This window comes from Thermogladius sp., from assembly GCF_049970955.1.
Taxonomy (GTDB): Archaea; Thermoproteota; Thermoprotei_A; order Sulfolobales; family Desulfurococcaceae; genus Thermogladius.
Genome location: NZ_JBMFLY010000002.1, coordinates 81,798 through 99,056, shown reverse-complemented (window position 1 = coordinate 99,056; position 17,259 = coordinate 81,798). Strand labels below are relative to the sequence as shown.

The window sequence follows — 17,259 nt, the reverse complement described above, 5'->3', positions numbered from 1 at the left end:
CGCTACGCTTCGACCTCGACTCTGTCTCCGCCGAAGAGGGTGAGGTACTCCCCCGTGTCGTACACTAGGTGCCCTTCTTTAAAGACCCTGATCTTGACGTGTACGTAGTCGTCGGCGCTCGGGAGCTTTAGGGCGCACGGCAGGACCTCGCACACGGTCCTCTCCCCGTCTAGGGACACGGCCTCGACCGCTAGGCCCGGCGCCCCGGCCTCTATGAAGGCCTTGTCCGATATCGCGTGGTAGAGCCGGTCGCTGGAAAGCACCTCGGTCCTCCCGCCTGCTATCCAGCCCAGGCGTATCTGCGAGAACCTGTACCTGCAGTAGAACAAGAGCCTCAGCTTGTAGAAGCCCCTCCTCAAGTAGACCTCCTCGCTCACGTAGAGCGTCGGCGGCTGGTCTCTCCAGGCGTCTATCAACAGCCTCCCGTCCAGGTAGAGCCTGCTCCCGTCGTCCGTCACCACGTAGAACCTGTAGGGGCCGGGCTCGTCCACCCTCAGGAAGCCCCTCCACTCGACCATGAAGAACTCGGGCGGTACACCCCTCATGGGCGAGTCCCACCAGGTGAAGTCCACCCTGCTGTGGACGGCTGTCGCGACCGGCGTCAGGCCGGAGGTGTCTTGGGGAGGGGACTCGCCGCTCCAGGTGTAGAAGAAGGCCTTGAGCCCCGGTATGAGGCCTCTCTTCTTGACCTTGATCAACCCTTCCAGACCCACGTTTAAAACGCGCTCTACGTAATTAACTAGGGCAAGTAAAGTAATTAAGCGTTAGGTGGTCGGGCGTGGTAGTGGTCAGCCCCCAGCTGGTGAAGACGCTTGTGGCCGGCAGCAGGCTGCTGGAGGAGGCCTACTACACCCTGCTGAACGACGTGGAGGTGCAGGCCCTGTGGGAGATGGCCAACGTCATGGCAGTCAAGAGGCTGAGGTACAACGACCACGGCCCCGTACACGCGCAGATAGCAGCGGGCGCGGCCCTCTACCTATACCAGCTGCTCAGGAAGAGGGGCGTCGAGTCCACGCTACTCAAGGACGGGATAGTCGACACGGAGGAGGAGGCAGCCCTGGTCCCGCTGGTCGGCGCACTGCTACACGACGTGGGGAACTCCGTCCACAGAGACAACCACGAGAGGGTCGGCGCCCTGCTCTCCGAGCCGATAGTCTCGAGGCTCCTAGGCTCTTTGATCGACGACCCGCGTAAGAGGGTCAGGCTGAGGCAGGAGATACTCCACAGCATATACTGCACCGCCTACGACGTGGACTGCCTCACGGTGGAGGCCGGGTGCGTAAAGGTCGGGGACGGGCTGGACATGGCGGAGGGGAGGGCTAGAGTCCCGTACTCTCTAGGGAACATCAACATCCACAGCTTGTCTGCCCTGAGCATCAAGAGCGTCGAGATCCTGGAGGGGGAGAGCAGCCCCGTCAAGATACTCGTCTACATGGACGAGACAGCGGGCGTCTTCCAGGTAGACGAGGTGCTCATGCCGAAGCTGAAGACGACGCCGCTGAGGAAGTACGTAGAGGTGTACGCGATCTCCGGAGACAGGGTCCTCAAGACATACTCGCCCTCTTGAGAATATAGGTTTATAAGCTTAGGTCCTATCATAGTAGGACCGGTGGCCAGGGGATGTCATTTAACAAGGCTACCTAACCCGCCCTGGTCTAGGTTCAAGAGGACCAGGCTCCTGAACCAGCAGGGGCCGGGAGAATTCCTCGCCTGGATCGCCGGGAAAAAGGGGCGCTCTCTCGTTCTCCGAGACCCCTCGGGGGCGCGGGAGCTGAGGCCTACGGGGCCCCTGGGGGAACAGCTGCTCGCACTACCTCTCGAGACCCTCGTCTGGGTCAGGGGCAGGGTGGAAGGCGAGAGCATAGTAGTCGAGGACCTGGCGGTCGTTAACAGGCCGCTGGTCGAGAGGACGGTCGACTACCTAACCCCGCCGCCGGACCCGAGGAGGTACGCCGAGCTCTACTACTGGTACGTCAGGGGCGACGGCTTCAGGAGGGTCGCGCTAACCAGGAGCCTGGTACTGAAGTACTCGAGGGAGTTCCTGGACGCCAACGGGTTCATCGAGCTGGAGCCCCCCGTCGTGGGCGTGGTGAGCGACCCCGGTCTTAGGGGCGCTAGGAAGCTGGTCACAGAGGCCTACGGCTTCAGGCTGGAGCTGATGAGCAGCTTGATAATGTACAAGCAGTTGATGGCCAGCGTGTTCGAGAAGATCTACTACGTCGCTAGGAACGTGAGAGAGGAGCCCCCCGAGAACCAGTCCAGTGGAAGACACCTGTTCGAGTTCACTCAGTTGGACGTCGAGTGGGGGCTGTCGAGCCTCGAGGACGTCAAGGGGCTGGCAGAGCGGCTCCTACACTACGTCCACAAGAGGGTGTTGGAGGAGGCACCCGACGTACTCCACGAGAGGTTGCTCGACAAAAGCCTCTTCAACCCCCCGTTCCCGGTCATAACGTACGAGGAGGCTCTCAAGAAGGCCGCCGAACTCGGTTTCAAAGAGGAGTGGGGGCGCGAGCTCAGCATCGAAGCGGAGACGGCCATCTCCAACGCGGTCAACAGGCCCTTCTGGCTGATGTTCTTCCCAAAGCAGAGCAGGGGCTTCTACTACTACCCCCTGGAGGGCAACGAAGCTCTCAACATGGACTTCAACCTAATACTCCCCTGGGGCTTCGGCGAGGTCTTGGACGGCGGCTGTAGGGAGTACAGGTACGACAGGCTGTTGGAGAGGATAAAGAGCCTGAACGAGGACGTCGGGAAGTACGGGTGGTTCCTGGAGCTAGCGCTGAACGGCGGTATCGCGCCGTCCTGCGGCTGGGGGTTGGGGGTGGAGAGGCTCGTCAGGTTCATGCTGGGCCTGGAGCACGTAGCCTACGCCACACTACACCCTAGGCTACCCGGCGTCCTGCCCCCTTGACGAAGTCGAGGACCACCTTCGACGCCCTGGCGGCTCCGTCGCCGAAGGTAGCAGGCCTTTTTGAGAGCGTCTCCTCCACGACCCTGTCCAGCTGAGAGGGGTCGCCTGGGTCCGGTGTTATGTAGCCCAAGTTCAGCTTCCGCGCCACGAACTCAGCGCCCGCCCTCCCCCCGGCCAGCGGTATGTCGGGGTTGAAGGCGATCACAACGGGCTTACCGTAGGCCTGGCTGGCCTGTATGGCCGCTATCCCCTGGTGCGTGATGACGAGGTCTGCCCCCGCGATCCACTTGTCTATGTCGGGGTCGTAGTCGAACACTACGCTACCCGGCAGCCTCCTCTTGAGGTACTCCGCCCAGTACTTGCCCGCCTGGATGACCAGCCTGTAGCCCCTCAGCCCCCCTCTCGCGATCGTCCTAAAGAGTAGGCGGTGCCCCATGGTCCCGGTGGTGACGAGGACGTAACCACCCCTCTCCGGCTTGTAGACGGGCTTCTCGTAGATCAGCCCGACGTAAAAACCCCTACTCCTGTAGAGTCTCAACTGCTCCTCCCACTGCAGGAGCGCGTAGGCCCCCAGCCCGTGGAGCAGCCCCACCGACCTGCTCTTCTCGAACACCCTGTACGGGTCCTCGACGCAGAAGACCGGCACCCCCCTGGCGAGGGCCGCCAGCGAGGGGGGTACGCTGTGGTTGGAGCCGGTGCAGACGAGGGCGTCCACACCCCTCGCGAGAGCCGACGCCTTTACGAGCGCGTGCGGGGCTCTCGTCAAGACCCTGTACAGCCTCTCCTGGGGGTGTAGCGGCTTGGGCGATGTCGAGACTCTGACGCCGCGGCCGCGCAGCCTCGAGGCCAAGCGCCTTAGAGTGTTGGTGTCGCCCGCCGGCGCGATGACCTCGATCTCGAGCCCCGGTTCGAGGTCTAGGAGGCGCTCGGCAAGAGCGACGGCGAAGCTTGTGTGCCCCCCACCGCTCGCTACGAGGGCCACCCTCAAGTGACCACCTGGCACCCTTCAGCTCCGAGTAAAAGTATAATTGTCATGCTGGGATATGAAATTCTGGGACTCCAGATGTTTGACCCACTCGAGGTCAGAAAGGACTTTCCCATCCTCGAGCGAGTCGTTAAGGGCAGGAAGCTCGTGTACTTTGACAACGCCGCCTCGACGCAGAAGCCCGTCCAGGTGATCAACAGAATAGTCGAGTTTTACAGCAAGCACTACGCCAACGTCCACAGGGGCCTCCACACGCTGAGCCAGGAGGCTAGCGAGATGTACGAGAAGGCCCACGAGACCCTCGCGAAGTTCATCAACGCGTACTCCTGGGAAGAGGTGGTCTTCGTCAACAACACGACCGACGCCATGAACCTGCTGGCGTACGCGTGGGGTCTCGAGAACCTGAGGGAGGGAGACGAGGTGGTTACCACCGTGATGGACCACCACAGCACTATGTTGCCGTGGAGGAAGATAGCCGCTATGAGGGGGGCCAAGGTCAAGTACATAGACGTCACGCCCGAGGGGTACCTGGACTACAGTTCTTTAGACGAGGCGATCACGAAGAGGACTAAAGTAGTGGTGTTCACGATGGCCAGCAACGTCCTCGGGACTATCAACAACGTCAAGGAGATCGTGAAGAGGGCCAGAGAGGTGGGGGCGATCGTGATAGGCGACGGCGCCCAGTACGTCCCCCACATCCCCACCAACGTGAGGGAGCTGGGTCTAGACTTCATGGCCTTCAGCGGCCACAAGATGCTGGGGCCGACGGGGAGCGGCGTCCTGTGGGGTAGGAGAGACCTCCTCGAGAGACTGGGTACGTTCAAGGTCGGCGGCGACACGATCAAGGACGTGACGCTGGACGACGTCGTGTGGCTCGACATCCCGTGGAGGTTCGAGGCCGGCACGCCGAACATAGAGGCCGGTATAGGCCTGGCGGCCGCGGCCGAGTACCTGCTCAGGCTCGGCATGGAGAACGTGAGGGAGCACGAGAAGAGGCTCGTCGAGTACATGCTGAAGAGGCTGGAGGAGGAGTTCCCCGACGAGGTCGTAGTCTACGGGCCTCGGAGGCCTGACGACAAGACCGGCGTCGTGGCGTTCAACGTGAAGGGGCTGCACCACCACACCGTGGGCATGGCGCTCGACTTCTTCGGTATCGCCGTGAGGACGGGCATGCACTGCGCCCACCCACTGCACTACAGGCTCAAGATGACCTACCTAGACCCTCCCCCAGACAAGGTCCCCGACAGCGCCGACGAGAGGCTGAGGATCTTCGGCTCTGTTAGGGCCAGCTTCTACATCTACAACACGCACGAGGAGATAGACTACTTCATAGACGTCCTGAGGAGAGTCATCGAGTTGAAGGAGGCTCTGAAGTCCAAGCCTGTAGAAGCTGTGTGTACAGGAGGTTAGGAGCAGGGGAACGATGGAAGGGGTAAAAAAGAGGTTTTTCTTGGTTAGGGGTTTAACGAGCTTACTTGGCCGGGCCTAGGATCCTGGCGAACTTCTTGCCGGTGTAGGGGCTTACAGCGAACGCTATCTTGATCTTGCCCCTCTTAGTCTCCCTGACGACGACCTCGTACTGGTCGGTCTCGTAGTACTTCTTCGCCTTCAGGTCGAAGAACTTTAGCTTCTCGGCCATGATCCGACCCTCTTACACTTTTATTTTCACTTTTAATTGTAGAATGAGGGGATATATAAATTTATTGCTCGGAAATTAATCAGTATTTGAGACACATAAAGTAACACCAATAACATTAAATATTAAATCATTAATCAGAATCATTCCTTGTAGGGATCGAGTTTAAATTGAAAACACGGATTACTTTAAGCATTTAAACAGTATTCCGTAGCGCAGTAAAGTGTTCATAAAAAAGTAGAGTGTTAAAATTTAATGGAAGGAAAAACTGGTTAAAAGATGGGCCACTTTAGGTCGGGCTCCCTGCAGACCCCTGCTCGCTCGTAGAGGTTGAACGCGGCTTCGTCGGCCTTCCTGAGGACTTCCTCCTCGTCGAAAGTCAGTATCTGCCTGTTGAAAACTACAAGCCGGCCGTCTATTATGACGTGCTTGACGTCGCTACCCATAGCCGAGTAGACGAGGTGGGACACCGGGTTGTTTAGCGGCTTTAGGTGTGGCTTGTGGAAGTCGACCACCACGAGGTCGGCTCTCTTACCGACCTCTATACTACCGACTAAGTGGTCGATCATCAGGGCCCTCGCACCGTTTATCGTCGCCATCTCGAGTACTTGCTCTGCTCTTATCGCTTCGGGGTCCCCGGTCAGGAGGGGCTGGAGTAGCGCGGCCACCTTCATCTCCCTGATAAGGTCGTAGTCGTTGTTGCTCGGGCCGCCGTCCGTGCCCAGAGTTACGTTGACCCCCCTCCTCAACATCTCCGAGACCCTGGCGCCCCCGCTGGCGAGCTTCAGGTTGGACGAGGGGTTGTGGCTCACGCTAGTCTTGGTCTTAGCCAGCAGGTCGATCTCGTCGTCTGTCACCCAGACTACGTGGACCAGGACTACGTTAGGCCCGGTTAGGCCGACCCAGTGAGCAAACTCGACAGGCTTTTTACCGAAAACCTTGACGGTGTAGTCCACGTCCTCCTTGACCTCGGCTAGGTGCATCGTGATCCCCGTCTTCAGCTCCCTGGCCTTCTCGGAAATCTTCTTGTACAGCTCCACGGACACCGCGCCGGGGGTCCTCGGACCGAACCAGATCCATATCCTCGAGTCCCAGCCGTGGTACTTGTGGTAGAGCCTTATCGTGTCGTTGAAGCTGGTGTCCCCCGGCTCTACGAGGCCCTCGTGTAAGACGTTCTCCTCTAAAGCGTACCCTTTCAAGTCCATTACATGCCTAGCGACAGCTGCCCTGATACCGCTGTCGTGTAGGAACTCGATTATGGCGTCTACGCCGTACCTACCCACTAGGCCCGTCTCGAGGAATGTCGTGACACCCGACTTCAGCATCTCGGCGACCACCAGCTTCGCCGAGACCAGCGCCTCCTCCGGCTTGTAGTTGCCCTGTAGCGGCCACACCCTGTCCTTGAGCCAGGGGATGAGCCTCTTGTAGTCGGCGCAAGCCTTCAAGAGCCCCTGGGCGAGGTGGACGTGCGTGTTGACGAGGCCCGGTATCACCACGCCGTCGCGTGCGTCGATCACCACGTCGCTGTAGGACTTGTACTGCGGGTCCAGGTTTTCTCTCTTCCCTACCGCGGTTATTACGCCCCCTTCCACCGCTACAGCGCCGTCCTTGATCACCCTCCTCTGCGGGTCCATCGTTATGATCCATCCGCCCCTTACGTATATGTCTGCCACGGCCTCCACCTTCACTAGCGTATTTGCCGTGAAAATTAATAAGGTGATGTTGAGAGAAATTAGTAAAACCCCACGAGGAGTACTCATGAGGAGCTTATTCAAGTACGACATATCCGAGAGAGCCAACCTTATAAAGACTGCGAGGGGCCTCCTCCCCGCCGACATCGTCGTCGTGAACGCGAACGTCGTGAGCGTGACTACTGGCGAGGTTCTCGAGAACAGAGCGGTGCTGGTGAAGGGGAGGAGGATCGCTGGCATAGTGAGCTCCAACGGTGTTAGCAGGTACATCGGTCCGGACACGCTGGTAATCGACGGTAGAGGTGGGTACGTGGCACCGGGGTTCATCGACCCCCACATACACATCGAGTCCAGCCTCCTCGACCCCTACGGCTTCTCCAAGGTAGCTCTAAGGCACGGGACAACGACGGTGGTAGCCGACCCTCACGAGATAGGCAACGTTCTAGGGGTTGAAGGCGTAAGGATATTTGCGGAGGCCTCTCTGAAGCTCCCCCTCAAGATCCTCATAGACATACCTAGTTGTGTACCGGCCACCTCGCCCAGTATGGGCCTGGAGACCACGGCTCACGTGATCACGGCCCGGGACATAGAGAAACTCGCGGACCTCGAGAACGTGGTGGGGCTGGGCGAGGTAATGGACTTCGTGAGCGTCGTGAGCTCCTCTGAGGAGGTTCTAGAGAAGGTCAAAGTGGCCTACGAGAAGGGGCTAGTGGTTAACGGCCACGCCCCGCTACTGCCCGAGGACATGCTGAACGCGTACATATCGGCGGGGATTTTCAGCGACCACGAGTCCACCGAGGGCTTGGAGGCCCTGGAGAAGGCTAGGAGGGGTATGCACGTGTTCATAAGGCAGGGTAGCGCCTGGAGGGACCTAGAGCCCCTACTACAGAGCCTCTCCAAGGTGGACTGCGAGGTCTGCTCTTTTACAAGCGACGACTTGAACGTAGTGGACCTATTCGAGAAGGGCCACATGGACAGAATCGTGAACGAGGCGATCGAGAACGGGATGGACCCAGTGAAGGCGATCAAGTACGCGACCTTGAGACCCGCCACTAGGCTACACTTACAGGAGCACATAGGCGTTGTGGCCCCCGCGAGGCTGGCGGACATGTTCATTTTCAGTAGGCTGGAGTACGTCGTCCCGGAGACCGTCATCGCGAACGGCGAGGTCATCTACTACAAGGGGGAGTTGAAGAAGGAGTTCGTGAAGCCTGTTTACCCCGACTACGCGTTGAAGACGGTGAACTTAAAGCGGCTCCCGGCCCCCGAGGACTTGGTTCCGCGGGCTAGCGTGCCTAAGGGCACTGTAAAAGCCAACATCATAGAGGTCAAGCCCGGCTCGGCCCTGACGAAGTGGGTAAGGGAGGACGTTGAGGTGGTCGACCACAGGCCGGTGCTGGGTGAAGACGAGCTATACGTGAGCGTGATCGAGAGACATAAGGGTAGCGGGAGCATAGGGAGGGGCATTATAAGGGGTCTAGGCGTCAGGATCGGCGGCTTGGCCCAGACCATAGCTCACGACACACACAACGTCATCGTTGCCGGGCGAGACCCTGTCGACATGAGCCTGGCGGTCAAGAAGCTGGCGGAGATACAGGGTGGAATAGTGGCGGTCCACGAGAGGGAGGTACTCGGGCTCGTCGAGTTGAGGTTGGCGGGCTTGATGAGCGTGAAAGAGCCCGAGGAGGTGTACTCCGAGTACAAGAACTTCGTGCACAGGCTCAGGGAGAAGCTCGATGTAGAGTTCGAGAGCTTCTTCATGACGCTAGCACTGGTCGCCCTACCGGTCATCCCAGAGCTGAGAATAACAGACAAAGGACTTGTTGACGTCATGAACGCTAAGCTCGTACCCCTTTTCCTCGAATAGGCTGGCTCGCAAACCCCTTACTCACTCAGCTTTTTCACTATCGCCTTCTCGCTTAAGATCCTCGAGACGCCTGTCGGGTCTGACACTACTATCGTGACCGGCTTGAGGCCTCTAAGAACCCCTTCGAGGTATTCGATCTTCGAGGAGCACGCGGGAGACGGGTTCTCGCACGCGTATTTCAGCACGTCTATTACCCTCATGATGACCCCTTCAACCGTTGTTATCTCGCCTTGGGAGAAGAGACCCGGGGAGACCTCGATGTCGACCTCGGGGATCTTGATCGTCGCCGCAGAGGACTTAATGAAAAGAGCCCGCTCGTCACCAGGCTTCTCTATCCTGTACAAGATTTGAACCGGCTCGCTCTCCTCGAGGCTCATTACATCGCTGTGCTTGTACCCGCAGTGGGGGCATTTAAAGGTCGACAACAGCACTTCGCCGAAGAAGGGTATCTTGTATAAGAACTCCTCTACGACACCCTCCTTTCCGCAGAGCGGGCAGCGCGCCTTGTACTCGAGGATCTTGAGGGGCCTCGGTTGCTGCTCAACCTCGTTCATAGGGGACCCTGGACGCTACGAGATGGGATCCATCACAACTAGGGGCCCTTAAAAAGCCTGCCCCCAGCCCCTCTCTGCAGACAGCCGCTGTCAGGCCCCTCGCCACAGAGAACTCTATGACGGGGGCGAGCATCCTTGCTCTGAGGGGTTTGCTGAGGTACCTGTAGCCTTGTATTAGCTCCCCTTCTTCGAAGTAGAGCCTCTTGTACAACTTCTCTAGCTCTGGAAAGGCCTCTACGATCCTCCTGTAGCTGTCTGGTTTGAGCTTGTAGGTCGACGTAACCACGTGTTTAGCGCCGGCGTTGGCCACGGCATCGACCAGCTCCTTGATCGAGGCCGGGTCGTCGTTGAGACCGGGGAGTATAGGGTCGATCCTGACTCCGACAGGTATGCCTGCCTCACTCAGCTTCTCGACGGCTCTCAACCTCCTCGATGGGCTGGGGGCGCCGGGCTCTAGCTTAGACGCTAGCGAGTTGTCTATGGTCGTTATGGTTATCATTACTGCGCTAGGCGTCTCTTTTAGGATGTCGATGTCCCTCACTACGATGTCTCCCTTCGTAGTGATGAGCACCTTTAACTTCCTCTCTGACAAGACCTGTAGTGTCCTCCTCGTCAACCTCAGCCACTCCTCGAGAGGGGGGTACGGGTCGCTACTACTGCTGAGCTCGATCACCAGCCTGGGGTTCACGTAATTCAAGTCCTTTCTAAGCCTCTCGAGGAAACCCCTCTTGGGAGTGCTGGGCCTCCTCCCGATGTAGGAGGTTGCGTAACAGTAGAGACAAAAGTGGCTACACCCCGTGTAGGGGTGTAAGCTATACTTCAACGGGCACGTACACAGAGGGGACTTCCAGGGGTCGAACGGCCTCAGTACACTCAGCTTCCTGGTGTCACCGTAAGGTGCTGATTTACCTATATCCAATTCTGCCCCCTGTAAGGGGGTGTGCCCCGCTCGACCGCATCTCTCTCACAATCATCAACCGTGAGGTTTCTTCCAGAGGCGTGAGAGAGCGGGGCCAATAAGAGTTATTGGAAGAGGAGACTTTTAATCTCGTCAGCTGGCGGTCGTTTTTACATACAGCCTGCTTGAGGCGATTATGTTTAAATACGCACTTCAAAATATCTGACTCAGGGCTCTCATGGTTACTGGTCTAACTCGGCGCGCGATGTTGGAGATAATAGACTTCGTTACTAAGTCTATAGATGTCATAAGCGACCAAGACAAGGACAGGCTGATAGAGACCCTCGTCGACGCCTATAGGAGGGGTAGTAAAGTCTTTGTCACGGGCGCTGGCAGGAGCGGGCTTGTGATCAAAGCTTTCGCCCTTAGGTTGATGCACCTGGGTTTCCAGGTCTACGTAATGGGGGAGACGATCGTCCCGAGCATGAAGAAGGGCGACGTCCTGATAGCTCTGTCGGGTTCGGGCAGGACCAAGTCCGTGGTGTCTGTAGCGGAGGCGGCTAAGTCTGTTGGGGCGGTGATCGTGAGCATCACCACGTACTTGGACTCCCCGCTCGCAAGGCTCGGCGACGTCGTGGTGCTGATACCCGGTAGAACGAAGTTGGCGAGAGAGGACGACTACTACGTCAGGCAGGTCATGGGTCTGCACGAGCCGCTGACGCCTCTGGGTACGCTGTTCGAAGACACCGCAATGATATTCCTGGACGGCGTCATAGTAGAGTTGATGGAGAAGCTCGGCGTTTCGGAGGACGATCTAAAGGAGAGACACGCTAATGTGGAGTAGCTCAGTCGAAGCCGCGCGCCTTCAAAGAGGACTCGAGGACGCCCAGCCTTCTAGCCAGTACTTTTGTTGCGTCGAACAACCCCACCAGTTGCCCGCGGAGACTCCACCTCAACTCTATACCCCGGCTCCTCTTAGAGTCCAGCACCTCGTCTAGCTCCCAGACCACGTTTTTCATGAGCCTTATCGCGAGGCCGAGACCGACGCGGTCCATGGCGCTGACGAGTAGCCTTGGGCTGGTTGTAGCCACTACGAGCATCAGCGAGAGAAACGTGTTGTAGCCGAACAAGTAGTTGTGTAGTATAGCAGGCGTGTACCCGTGGACAGAGTAGCTGAGCCCCAACATCACACCCCCGGCCGGGAGGAAAACGGCTAGCGAGTACGCGAGCAAGTCGAGGCAACCGCCGGCTACCAGTAGCGCGGCGGACAAGAGGAGGTTCAAGACGTCTGCTACAACGTTGTTGAAGTACCCTATCCCCAGAGTGGCTATGAAGTAAGCGGTTTTGAGGTAAAGCCAGGCCCTCCCAGAGCCCCTGCCCACTTCCTCGGACTCAGCCCAGTGCCTTAGTAGCGACTTGGCTACCGACATATCATCCTCCTCGAGAGAACGCCGTACCTCTCCAACACCGAGTCGTCGACTTCACCGCCCTTGAACACTTCCAGCGACCTCTTGTCCTTGTCTATGATGAGGACGCTGTCGCTCTCGACGACCTCCAAGTAGAACGGGTTGTGGAGTGCCACGACAATGTTCTTCCCCCTCTGCTTGCCCTCCCTCACGATCTCGGATACGCGCCGGACACCGTCCAAGTCGAGGTTGTCGAAGGGCTCGTCCAAGAGCCAGACCGGTTGGTCTGCTACGAGCACGCTCGCCAGGCTCACTCTCTTGGCTTCACCTCCACTTAGAGAGAACGGGTCCCTGTCCCACAGCTGCTGGGGTACGAGCCTGTCCGCGAGTTCTATGTTCCCTCTCGCTCTCAACTGTCGCAGTATGAGGTTTACCTCGTCCCTAACAGTCGGTTCGACGAACCCATAGTACGGGTCCTGCCACGTTATCCCGACAACGGCCGCAACCCTGCGCCTTCTCTCCTTGTAGGGCTCAATACCGTCGACCAGCACCCTCCCGTAGAGGGGGCTGATAAGACCCGCGACCGTCTTCAGGAGCGCGCTCTTACCCGACCCGTTCGGGCCGAGCAAGATGTGTAGACCAGGCTTAAGAACGAGGTCGACGTCGACAATTAGGGGTTTAGTCCTCAAGTACCCGATCGTCGCCTTCTCGAATACTATGTCCGTCATAGCCCAATCCTTTGCGCAAACTTCACAAGTAGTCCTCCGAATACCTCGAGAATCACGAGCTCGCTTGCCAGCACTGACAGGAATGTCCATGTGGGCAGGCCGAAAATCGCCACGAGCTCGAGGTAGCCGACCGCGAACGCTATCCACGTAGCGCTAAGTAGACCTCCGAGGATGAAGGGTATGGCTCCTCTGCCCGCGACTCTCTTTACGGTGTAGAATACCAGGGAGGCCCCTAGGTTGGTGACGGGGCCGAATAGCCAGTCCCACAACCCGAAGGGGCTTGGTATATTGCCTAAGAAGCCGCCTATCGTCAGGCCCGCCACGGACTCGAACCCCATTGATGTTAAATACGGCAGTACGAGCATAGCGTCGGCCACCCTGAACTGTAGAGGCCCGAACGACCAGTAGCCGAGTACCACTGTTAAGGCTGTGTAGACGCCTGCTATTGCCATGGCCTTTGCGGCCTTCACGCTTTTCACTAAGTACTCCCTCTCCACAACGGCTCATATCCAGGCTGGTTTTTAAACGTCATTTGACCCCGCTTTGCCGCACCCCCTCTAAACACTGTACGTGAACACGGGCCCGACGCCGTTCTTCAACAGGAACAAGGCTATTGTCGAGGTCAGCAGGTCGGCGAGACTCCCCGGGTTAATCATCCTACTCTTGAGAGACCTGTCGAGCTCGGACACCCTCTCCTCGAAAGACGGGTCAAATAGACGCTCTTTCACCTTCTCGGCCTCTCTCTTCACTTCTATTGCTACTGTGTAGCCGTGCTTCCGTGAGACGAGGGTGTCGACTTCCGTGGACAAGAGCTCGATAAAGGTCGCTACGACGGCCTTATTCCAGTCCCTGAAGGCTGTTACATACTTCTCGAGCACGCCTAGGAGCGCCCTGCTTCTCTTTAGACCGGAGACCACTTCGTCTGACACGATGTCTATCCTCGACGCGTACTGGAGGACGTCGACAAGCCTATGCCCCCTGGCCCGAAGTTTGTCTGCGAAGCCGGGGTCCCACACGTCAACAAACCCGCTGTCTACATCACCCCTCCTGATGTAGCTGGGTTTAACTAGCCGGACAGCCCTATAGAACCATACAGAGTCCTCGACCGTCGTCTCCTCTACTACGGCCTTGTAGTTCCCGATAAAACACTCGTAAGACGGGGTGCTCTTCCCCACGCACCTCCCTATAGAAATTGCTAGAGGTGAGAGCAGCAAGATCTGCCCAAGAGACGTGTTGAAACCGCTATACACCACAGTGGCCCTAGCGGCCCTGTACACCACCTTACCAAGGCTCACCCTCTTTGTGATCGCGCCGCGTATGGTTCTCTCGAAGACGTCTTTCAACGCAATAGAGTTCAAGAGGAAGGCTAGGTAGGGCTTGTCCCTGTACTCGGACAGCCTGTGCGTGTTGCCAGGTTTAGGGTAGGCCGAGACCTCTAGGGCGATAGAGAACGCTAGGAGCGTTGAGTAGCGTTCTACAAGGTCCCTAGTAGCCTGCGTCAAAACCTCTTAAACCTCTCCGAGTTTTCAACTCTGCCTCTCGGGTGGTAACCCATGACCTCCCAGTAGCCGTCCCTGTACTCGCTGGTGAACTCCAGCCTCTTCACCCACTTAACGCTCTTCCAGCCGTAGAGGCCGGGGAAGAAGAGCCTCACGGGACCCCCGTGCTCGGGCGGGAGGGGCTTATCGCCCATGTAGAGTGCTAGGATCCCCTTCGAGAACTCGTCGACCGGGACTATAGCGGAGTAGCTGTCGTACCCTGTTATGTACACCCACTTAGCCTCCTTCAAGGGTTTTGCCAACTCGGTGATGAGCCTAGTCTCGACACCCTTTAACCGGACCGACCTAACGCTCCAGCCTGTCACGCAGTGGAAGTCCGTCGTGATCGACGCCATAGGCATCTTAACTAGGTCGTTGTAGTGGAGTATAAGACTGTTTTCGACTAGGCCGGCTACCTCAAGGTACCACTCGCTGGGCTGTACTCTGGGAATGCCCCTTACAGCATATATCACGGGGTACGGTATGTAGACCTGCTGGTCTGCTACCTGGGTGGTCTCGTTCATGTCTTTGTCTGGGTTGTACCTGCCGATCGTCAGCACGCTCTCCAACGCCTTGGATACGCTCTCCAGCTCCCTTGGTACAACAAACAATACTCGTGCCACAACGTTGTCGACGGCGACGACTCTTATGCCGACGTACTCGCGGGCGGATGCGTCGGGCTTAAAGTGTAGCCTGAAGAGGACTGTCCTAGAGCCGATCGCCTCGTTACTCGAGAACTCCAGGACCCCCTCTAGGCCGGCCCCCTTTAGTACACCCTCCACGAAGGACTTGACGTCTTCCACGTCGTTGAAGACGACGTTAACCGGGCAATCGTACACCGCTAGAATTCCGGGCCACTCTTCCATACCTGCGGTCTTGTAGCACAGCAACCTCGGGCACCGAGAGGACCGAATGAGAAACAGGTGATAATTAGCTTTGCGCCGGCTTAATGAACGACCTGATCGAGAGGGAAGGGTTGTTTCTCGCAAAGCCAGGTAAACATTTAACGTTGTATTCTTTACACTTAGACTCTATGTAGTTGAACAGGCTTCCCCAGTCGTAAGAGGTAGCCCTCTTAGCGTAAGGGGCTAAAACGTGCCCTCCCGACATGAACGGCTTGACGTGCAGACTGTCGTAGTAGAAGTCTGAGCGCGTCGACTCAGCTAGCCTGAGTAGAGCCTCTATGTTGTCCTCGCTGTCGTTCAGACCTGGTATTATCGGTCCGTAGAACAGCCACGTCTTGATCCCTCTCTCTGAGAGGTGTTTGAGGGCACTGGCTCTCTCGCTCGGTGGCGGTGCCCTCGGCTCGATAAAAGAGGCGACCTTGTTGTCGAGGGTCGTAATAGTGAAGCCCACGTCTACTCTGTCTTTGTACGCCGCGAGTATGTCTACGTCCCTGGTCACGAGCGGGTTCTTTGTCTGAATACTCACTTTGAACCCCAGTGGTAGGAGGACCTCTAGCGACCTCCGCGATAAGAGGTAGGTGGCCTCGACGGGCTGGTAGGCGTCTGTTATAGTGCCTAGCCCCACAACCCCTCTAGGCTTGCTGGGGGCCTCCTTCTTAAGCACTTCGACTATGTTTGTCTTGACGGCGACGACCTCACCCCAGTTTTCTGAGACTTCGCGTATCCTAGTGTAGAGCCTAGCATAGCAGTACGTGCAGGCGTGGTAGCAGCCGAGGTACGGGTTTAGAGCGTAGTCTAAGTCCGGTAACCCGCTCTTAGAGAGCGCTCTCGTAACCTTGACCTCTAAAATCTTGATGGCTACGCACCTCGGCTGGACATGAACTTTGTGATCTCCTCCGTGGCGACTATAGTCTGGAGCAGCTTAGACGACTTAAGCCACCTCTTCGCGCCCAGCTTAGTCCTCTTGTCCAGGTAGGCCAGCACCTCTCTCACATCACTCGTCGTCAAGACAGGGCCCCTATCGTAGGCCTTCCTGAGCGACTCCCTCACAAACCAGACCCCGATCGCGAGGTTGAACCCCGGATATATCTCCCGGAGCAACACCGCCATAGCCTGCCTCCTCAACTTGTGGAGGTGCTCGGCAGTGGCGAGCCTGCTCGCGTAGTAGCAGCCGCCAATAGACGGGTATTCGTCTCTGCCCCTGTACAGCTCGTAGTCTCCTTCCACGCTCACCTCGCTACCTAGCGGGTTCCAGGTCGACCCCGGCCACCACGCCTCCATCCACTCGAACCCCCACTTCCTCGGTGCCAGGATTGCGATGAACAGGTTGTCGTGTATGGAGATCTCGTACACCCTGAACTCGTTGATGGGCTCGAACCTCTTCACCTCCTTTACAAGTTTCTCGGAGATTATCGAGTCCACCGCAGTGATACTCCACCTAGTAGGTACTAGCACTCTACTGCCTCTCCTCCCGAGCACGCCTATGCTGAGAGCTCTCTGGATGTACGAGACCGGGAGACCGCTCTTGTACAACTCGATAACCGCAGTAGAGGCCTTTACGTCGTCGGCTATCAGCCTGTCGACTATGCCGGGTACTTTAGGGTTGGAGTCGACCCTGAAGGACTCGAAAGGGCTTCTAGGGCCTATCGGAGGGTTCGTCTCGTCGAAAAGAATGTTTGTCTTCGGAGGCTTCTCCAGCTTTAGCTCGACGTCTACAGGCCTGGTGCTCAAGGCGACTTCTTGGATCCTACTGAGGACGGGGTTGTCGACCTCGGTCTTCTTGTTAAGCTTAAACCCAAGTACAAGGGTCAACCTATAGTTCAATATGGTGTTGAGGTCAAGGTCGATCCACTGCTCGGGGTAGTCGTAGATGGCAGTGTCGCCCGTCTCGGGGGGCACGCTCAAACCGACTCTCACCACAGGGTACCCGACTCTCCCTACAAAGACCGAGGGGGGTGACGAGCCGAAGACCTCTCTCTTCGTAACCAGGCTGCTCAACTTGAAAGACACATACTGTTTGACGAGTATTGGACAATACGATAGACCGCACCAGCCCCTGCCTCTACACAGGACGCACAAGTTGGAGGGGTACGTGCGAGCCCCGCTCATGAGGGTTCTTCCACTCGTGTCTAACCGATTC

At 57.7% G+C, this 17,259-nt stretch carries 18 protein-coding genes; 5 read left to right on the top strand and 13 right to left on the bottom strand.

What is annotated here, in order from left to right:
* Positions 1–2: 2 nt before the first annotated feature.
* Entirely contained in the window at positions 3–713 is a 711-nt protein-coding gene (locus ACP5VX_RS01535; protein ID WP_428724134.1) for a PA14 domain-containing protein, read from the bottom strand.
* A gap of 65 nt (positions 714–778) precedes the next feature.
* On the opposite strand from ACP5VX_RS01535, the gene ACP5VX_RS01530 reads away from it, so the two are divergent.
* Positions 779–1,567 carry an HD domain-containing protein gene (locus tag ACP5VX_RS01530; RefSeq protein ID WP_428724133.1) on the top strand — a complete coding sequence of 263 codons (789 nt, stop codon included), beginning with the start codon at positions 779–781 and terminating at the stop codon, positions 1,565–1,567.
* Positions 1,568–1,609: 42 nt separating this feature from the next.
* Positions 1,610–2,911 (top strand): asparagine synthetase A, encoded by a 1,302-nt coding sequence (locus ACP5VX_RS01525; RefSeq protein ID WP_428724132.1) that lies wholly within the window; start codon positions 1,610–1,612, stop codon positions 2,909–2,911.
* On the opposite strand, the gene ACP5VX_RS01520 is transcribed toward ACP5VX_RS01525, so the two are convergent.
* Entirely contained in the window at positions 2,883–3,893 is a 1,011-nt protein-coding gene (locus tag ACP5VX_RS01520) for a glycosyltransferase (RefSeq protein WP_428724141.1), read from the bottom strand. The two genes, ACP5VX_RS01525 and ACP5VX_RS01520, sit on opposite strands and share 29 nt — an antisense overlap.
* An 81-nt stretch (positions 3,894–3,974) precedes the next feature.
* Here ACP5VX_RS01520 and ACP5VX_RS01515 point away from each other — a divergent pair, with 81 nt between their 5' ends.
* Positions 3,975–5,306: an aminotransferase class V-fold PLP-dependent enzyme gene (locus ACP5VX_RS01515; RefSeq protein ID WP_428724140.1), complete on the top strand. Its 1,332-nt coding sequence runs from the start codon at positions 3,975–3,977 to the stop codon at positions 5,304–5,306.
* Positions 5,307–5,367: 61 nt separating this feature from the next.
* Here the strand turns inward: ACP5VX_RS01515 and ACP5VX_RS01510 are convergent, their stop codons facing one another.
* Together ACP5VX_RS01510 and ACP5VX_RS01505 are read right to left on the bottom strand one after the other, a co-directional pair.
* The gene (locus tag ACP5VX_RS01510; RefSeq protein ID WP_428724130.1) at positions 5,368–5,535 is read right to left on the bottom strand and encodes a hypothetical protein; all 168 of its coding nucleotides are present in this window, start codon (positions 5,533–5,535) and stop codon (positions 5,368–5,370) included.
* Positions 5,536–5,804: 269 nt separating this feature from the next.
* The gene (locus ACP5VX_RS01505) at positions 5,805–7,205 is read right to left on the bottom strand and encodes an amidohydrolase family protein (RefSeq protein WP_428724139.1); all 1,401 of its coding nucleotides are present in this window, start codon (positions 7,203–7,205) and stop codon (positions 5,805–5,807) included.
* A 46-nt stretch (positions 7,206–7,251) separates the two neighbouring features.
* Here ACP5VX_RS01505 and ade point away from each other — a divergent pair, with 46 nt between their 5' ends.
* Positions 7,252–9,090, top strand: coding sequence for an adenine deaminase (ade, locus tag ACP5VX_RS01500; RefSeq protein WP_428724129.1), 1,839 nt, complete (start codon positions 7,252–7,254; stop codon positions 9,088–9,090).
* 17 nt (positions 9,091–9,107) lie between these two features.
* Here the strand turns inward: ade and ACP5VX_RS01495 are convergent, their stop codons facing one another.
* Both ACP5VX_RS01495 and ACP5VX_RS01490 read right to left on the bottom strand, forming a co-directional pair.
* Positions 9,108–9,644, bottom strand: coding sequence for a ZPR1 zinc finger domain-containing protein (locus ACP5VX_RS01495; protein WP_428724128.1), 537 nt, complete (start codon positions 9,642–9,644; stop codon positions 9,108–9,110).
* Complete coding sequence (locus ACP5VX_RS01490) at positions 9,631–10,563, bottom strand: SPL family radical SAM protein (protein WP_428724127.1); 933 nt, start codon at positions 10,561–10,563, stop codon at positions 9,631–9,633. The genes ACP5VX_RS01495 and ACP5VX_RS01490 overlap by 14 nt, the downstream gene beginning before the upstream one ends.
* A gap of 217 nt (positions 10,564–10,780) precedes the next feature.
* Here ACP5VX_RS01490 and hxlB point away from each other — a divergent pair, with 217 nt between their 5' ends.
* Positions 10,781–11,386 (top strand): 6-phospho-3-hexuloisomerase, encoded by a 606-nt coding sequence (gene hxlB, locus ACP5VX_RS01485; RefSeq protein WP_428724126.1) that lies wholly within the window; start codon positions 10,781–10,783, stop codon positions 11,384–11,386.
* Between the two features lies 1 nt (position 11,387).
* Here the strand turns inward: hxlB and ACP5VX_RS01480 are convergent, their stop codons facing one another.
* Genes ACP5VX_RS01480 through ACP5VX_RS01450 form a run of 7 tightly spaced genes read right to left on the bottom strand, consistent with a single transcriptional unit; the run spans position 11,388 to position 17,228 of the window.
* Positions 11,388–11,972, bottom strand: a complete 585-nt coding sequence (locus ACP5VX_RS01480) for a hypothetical protein (protein WP_428724125.1) — start codon at positions 11,970–11,972, stop codon at positions 11,388–11,390.
* Positions 11,963–12,676, bottom strand: a complete 714-nt coding sequence (locus ACP5VX_RS01475; protein WP_428724124.1) for an ABC transporter ATP-binding protein — start codon at positions 12,674–12,676, stop codon at positions 11,963–11,965. Before ACP5VX_RS01475 ends, ACP5VX_RS01480 begins: the two co-directional genes overlap by 10 nt.
* A complete protein-coding gene (locus ACP5VX_RS01470) occupies positions 12,673–13,173 on the bottom strand; it encodes a QueT transporter family protein (RefSeq protein ID WP_428724123.1) in 501 nt (166 codons plus the stop codon). Before ACP5VX_RS01470 ends, ACP5VX_RS01475 begins: the two co-directional genes overlap by 4 nt.
* Positions 13,174–13,233: 60 nt before the next feature.
* Positions 13,234–14,178, bottom strand: a complete 945-nt coding sequence (locus ACP5VX_RS01465; RefSeq protein WP_428724122.1) for a triphosphoribosyl-dephospho-CoA synthase — start codon at positions 14,176–14,178, stop codon at positions 13,234–13,236.
* Positions 14,175–15,104 (bottom strand): molybdopterin-dependent oxidoreductase, encoded by a 930-nt coding sequence (locus tag ACP5VX_RS01460; RefSeq protein WP_428724121.1) that lies wholly within the window; start codon positions 15,102–15,104, stop codon positions 14,175–14,177. The genes ACP5VX_RS01465 and ACP5VX_RS01460 overlap by 4 nt, the downstream gene beginning before the upstream one ends.
* Before the next feature lie 40 nt (positions 15,105–15,144).
* A complete protein-coding gene (locus tag ACP5VX_RS01455) occupies positions 15,145–15,969 on the bottom strand; it encodes an SPL family radical SAM protein (protein ID WP_428724138.1) in 825 nt (274 codons plus the stop codon).
* Between the two features lie 8 nt (positions 15,970–15,977).
* Entirely contained in the window at positions 15,978–17,228 is a 1,251-nt protein-coding gene (locus tag ACP5VX_RS01450) for an Nre family DNA repair protein (RefSeq protein WP_428724120.1), read from the bottom strand.
* Positions 17,229–17,259 lie beyond the last annotated feature (31 nt).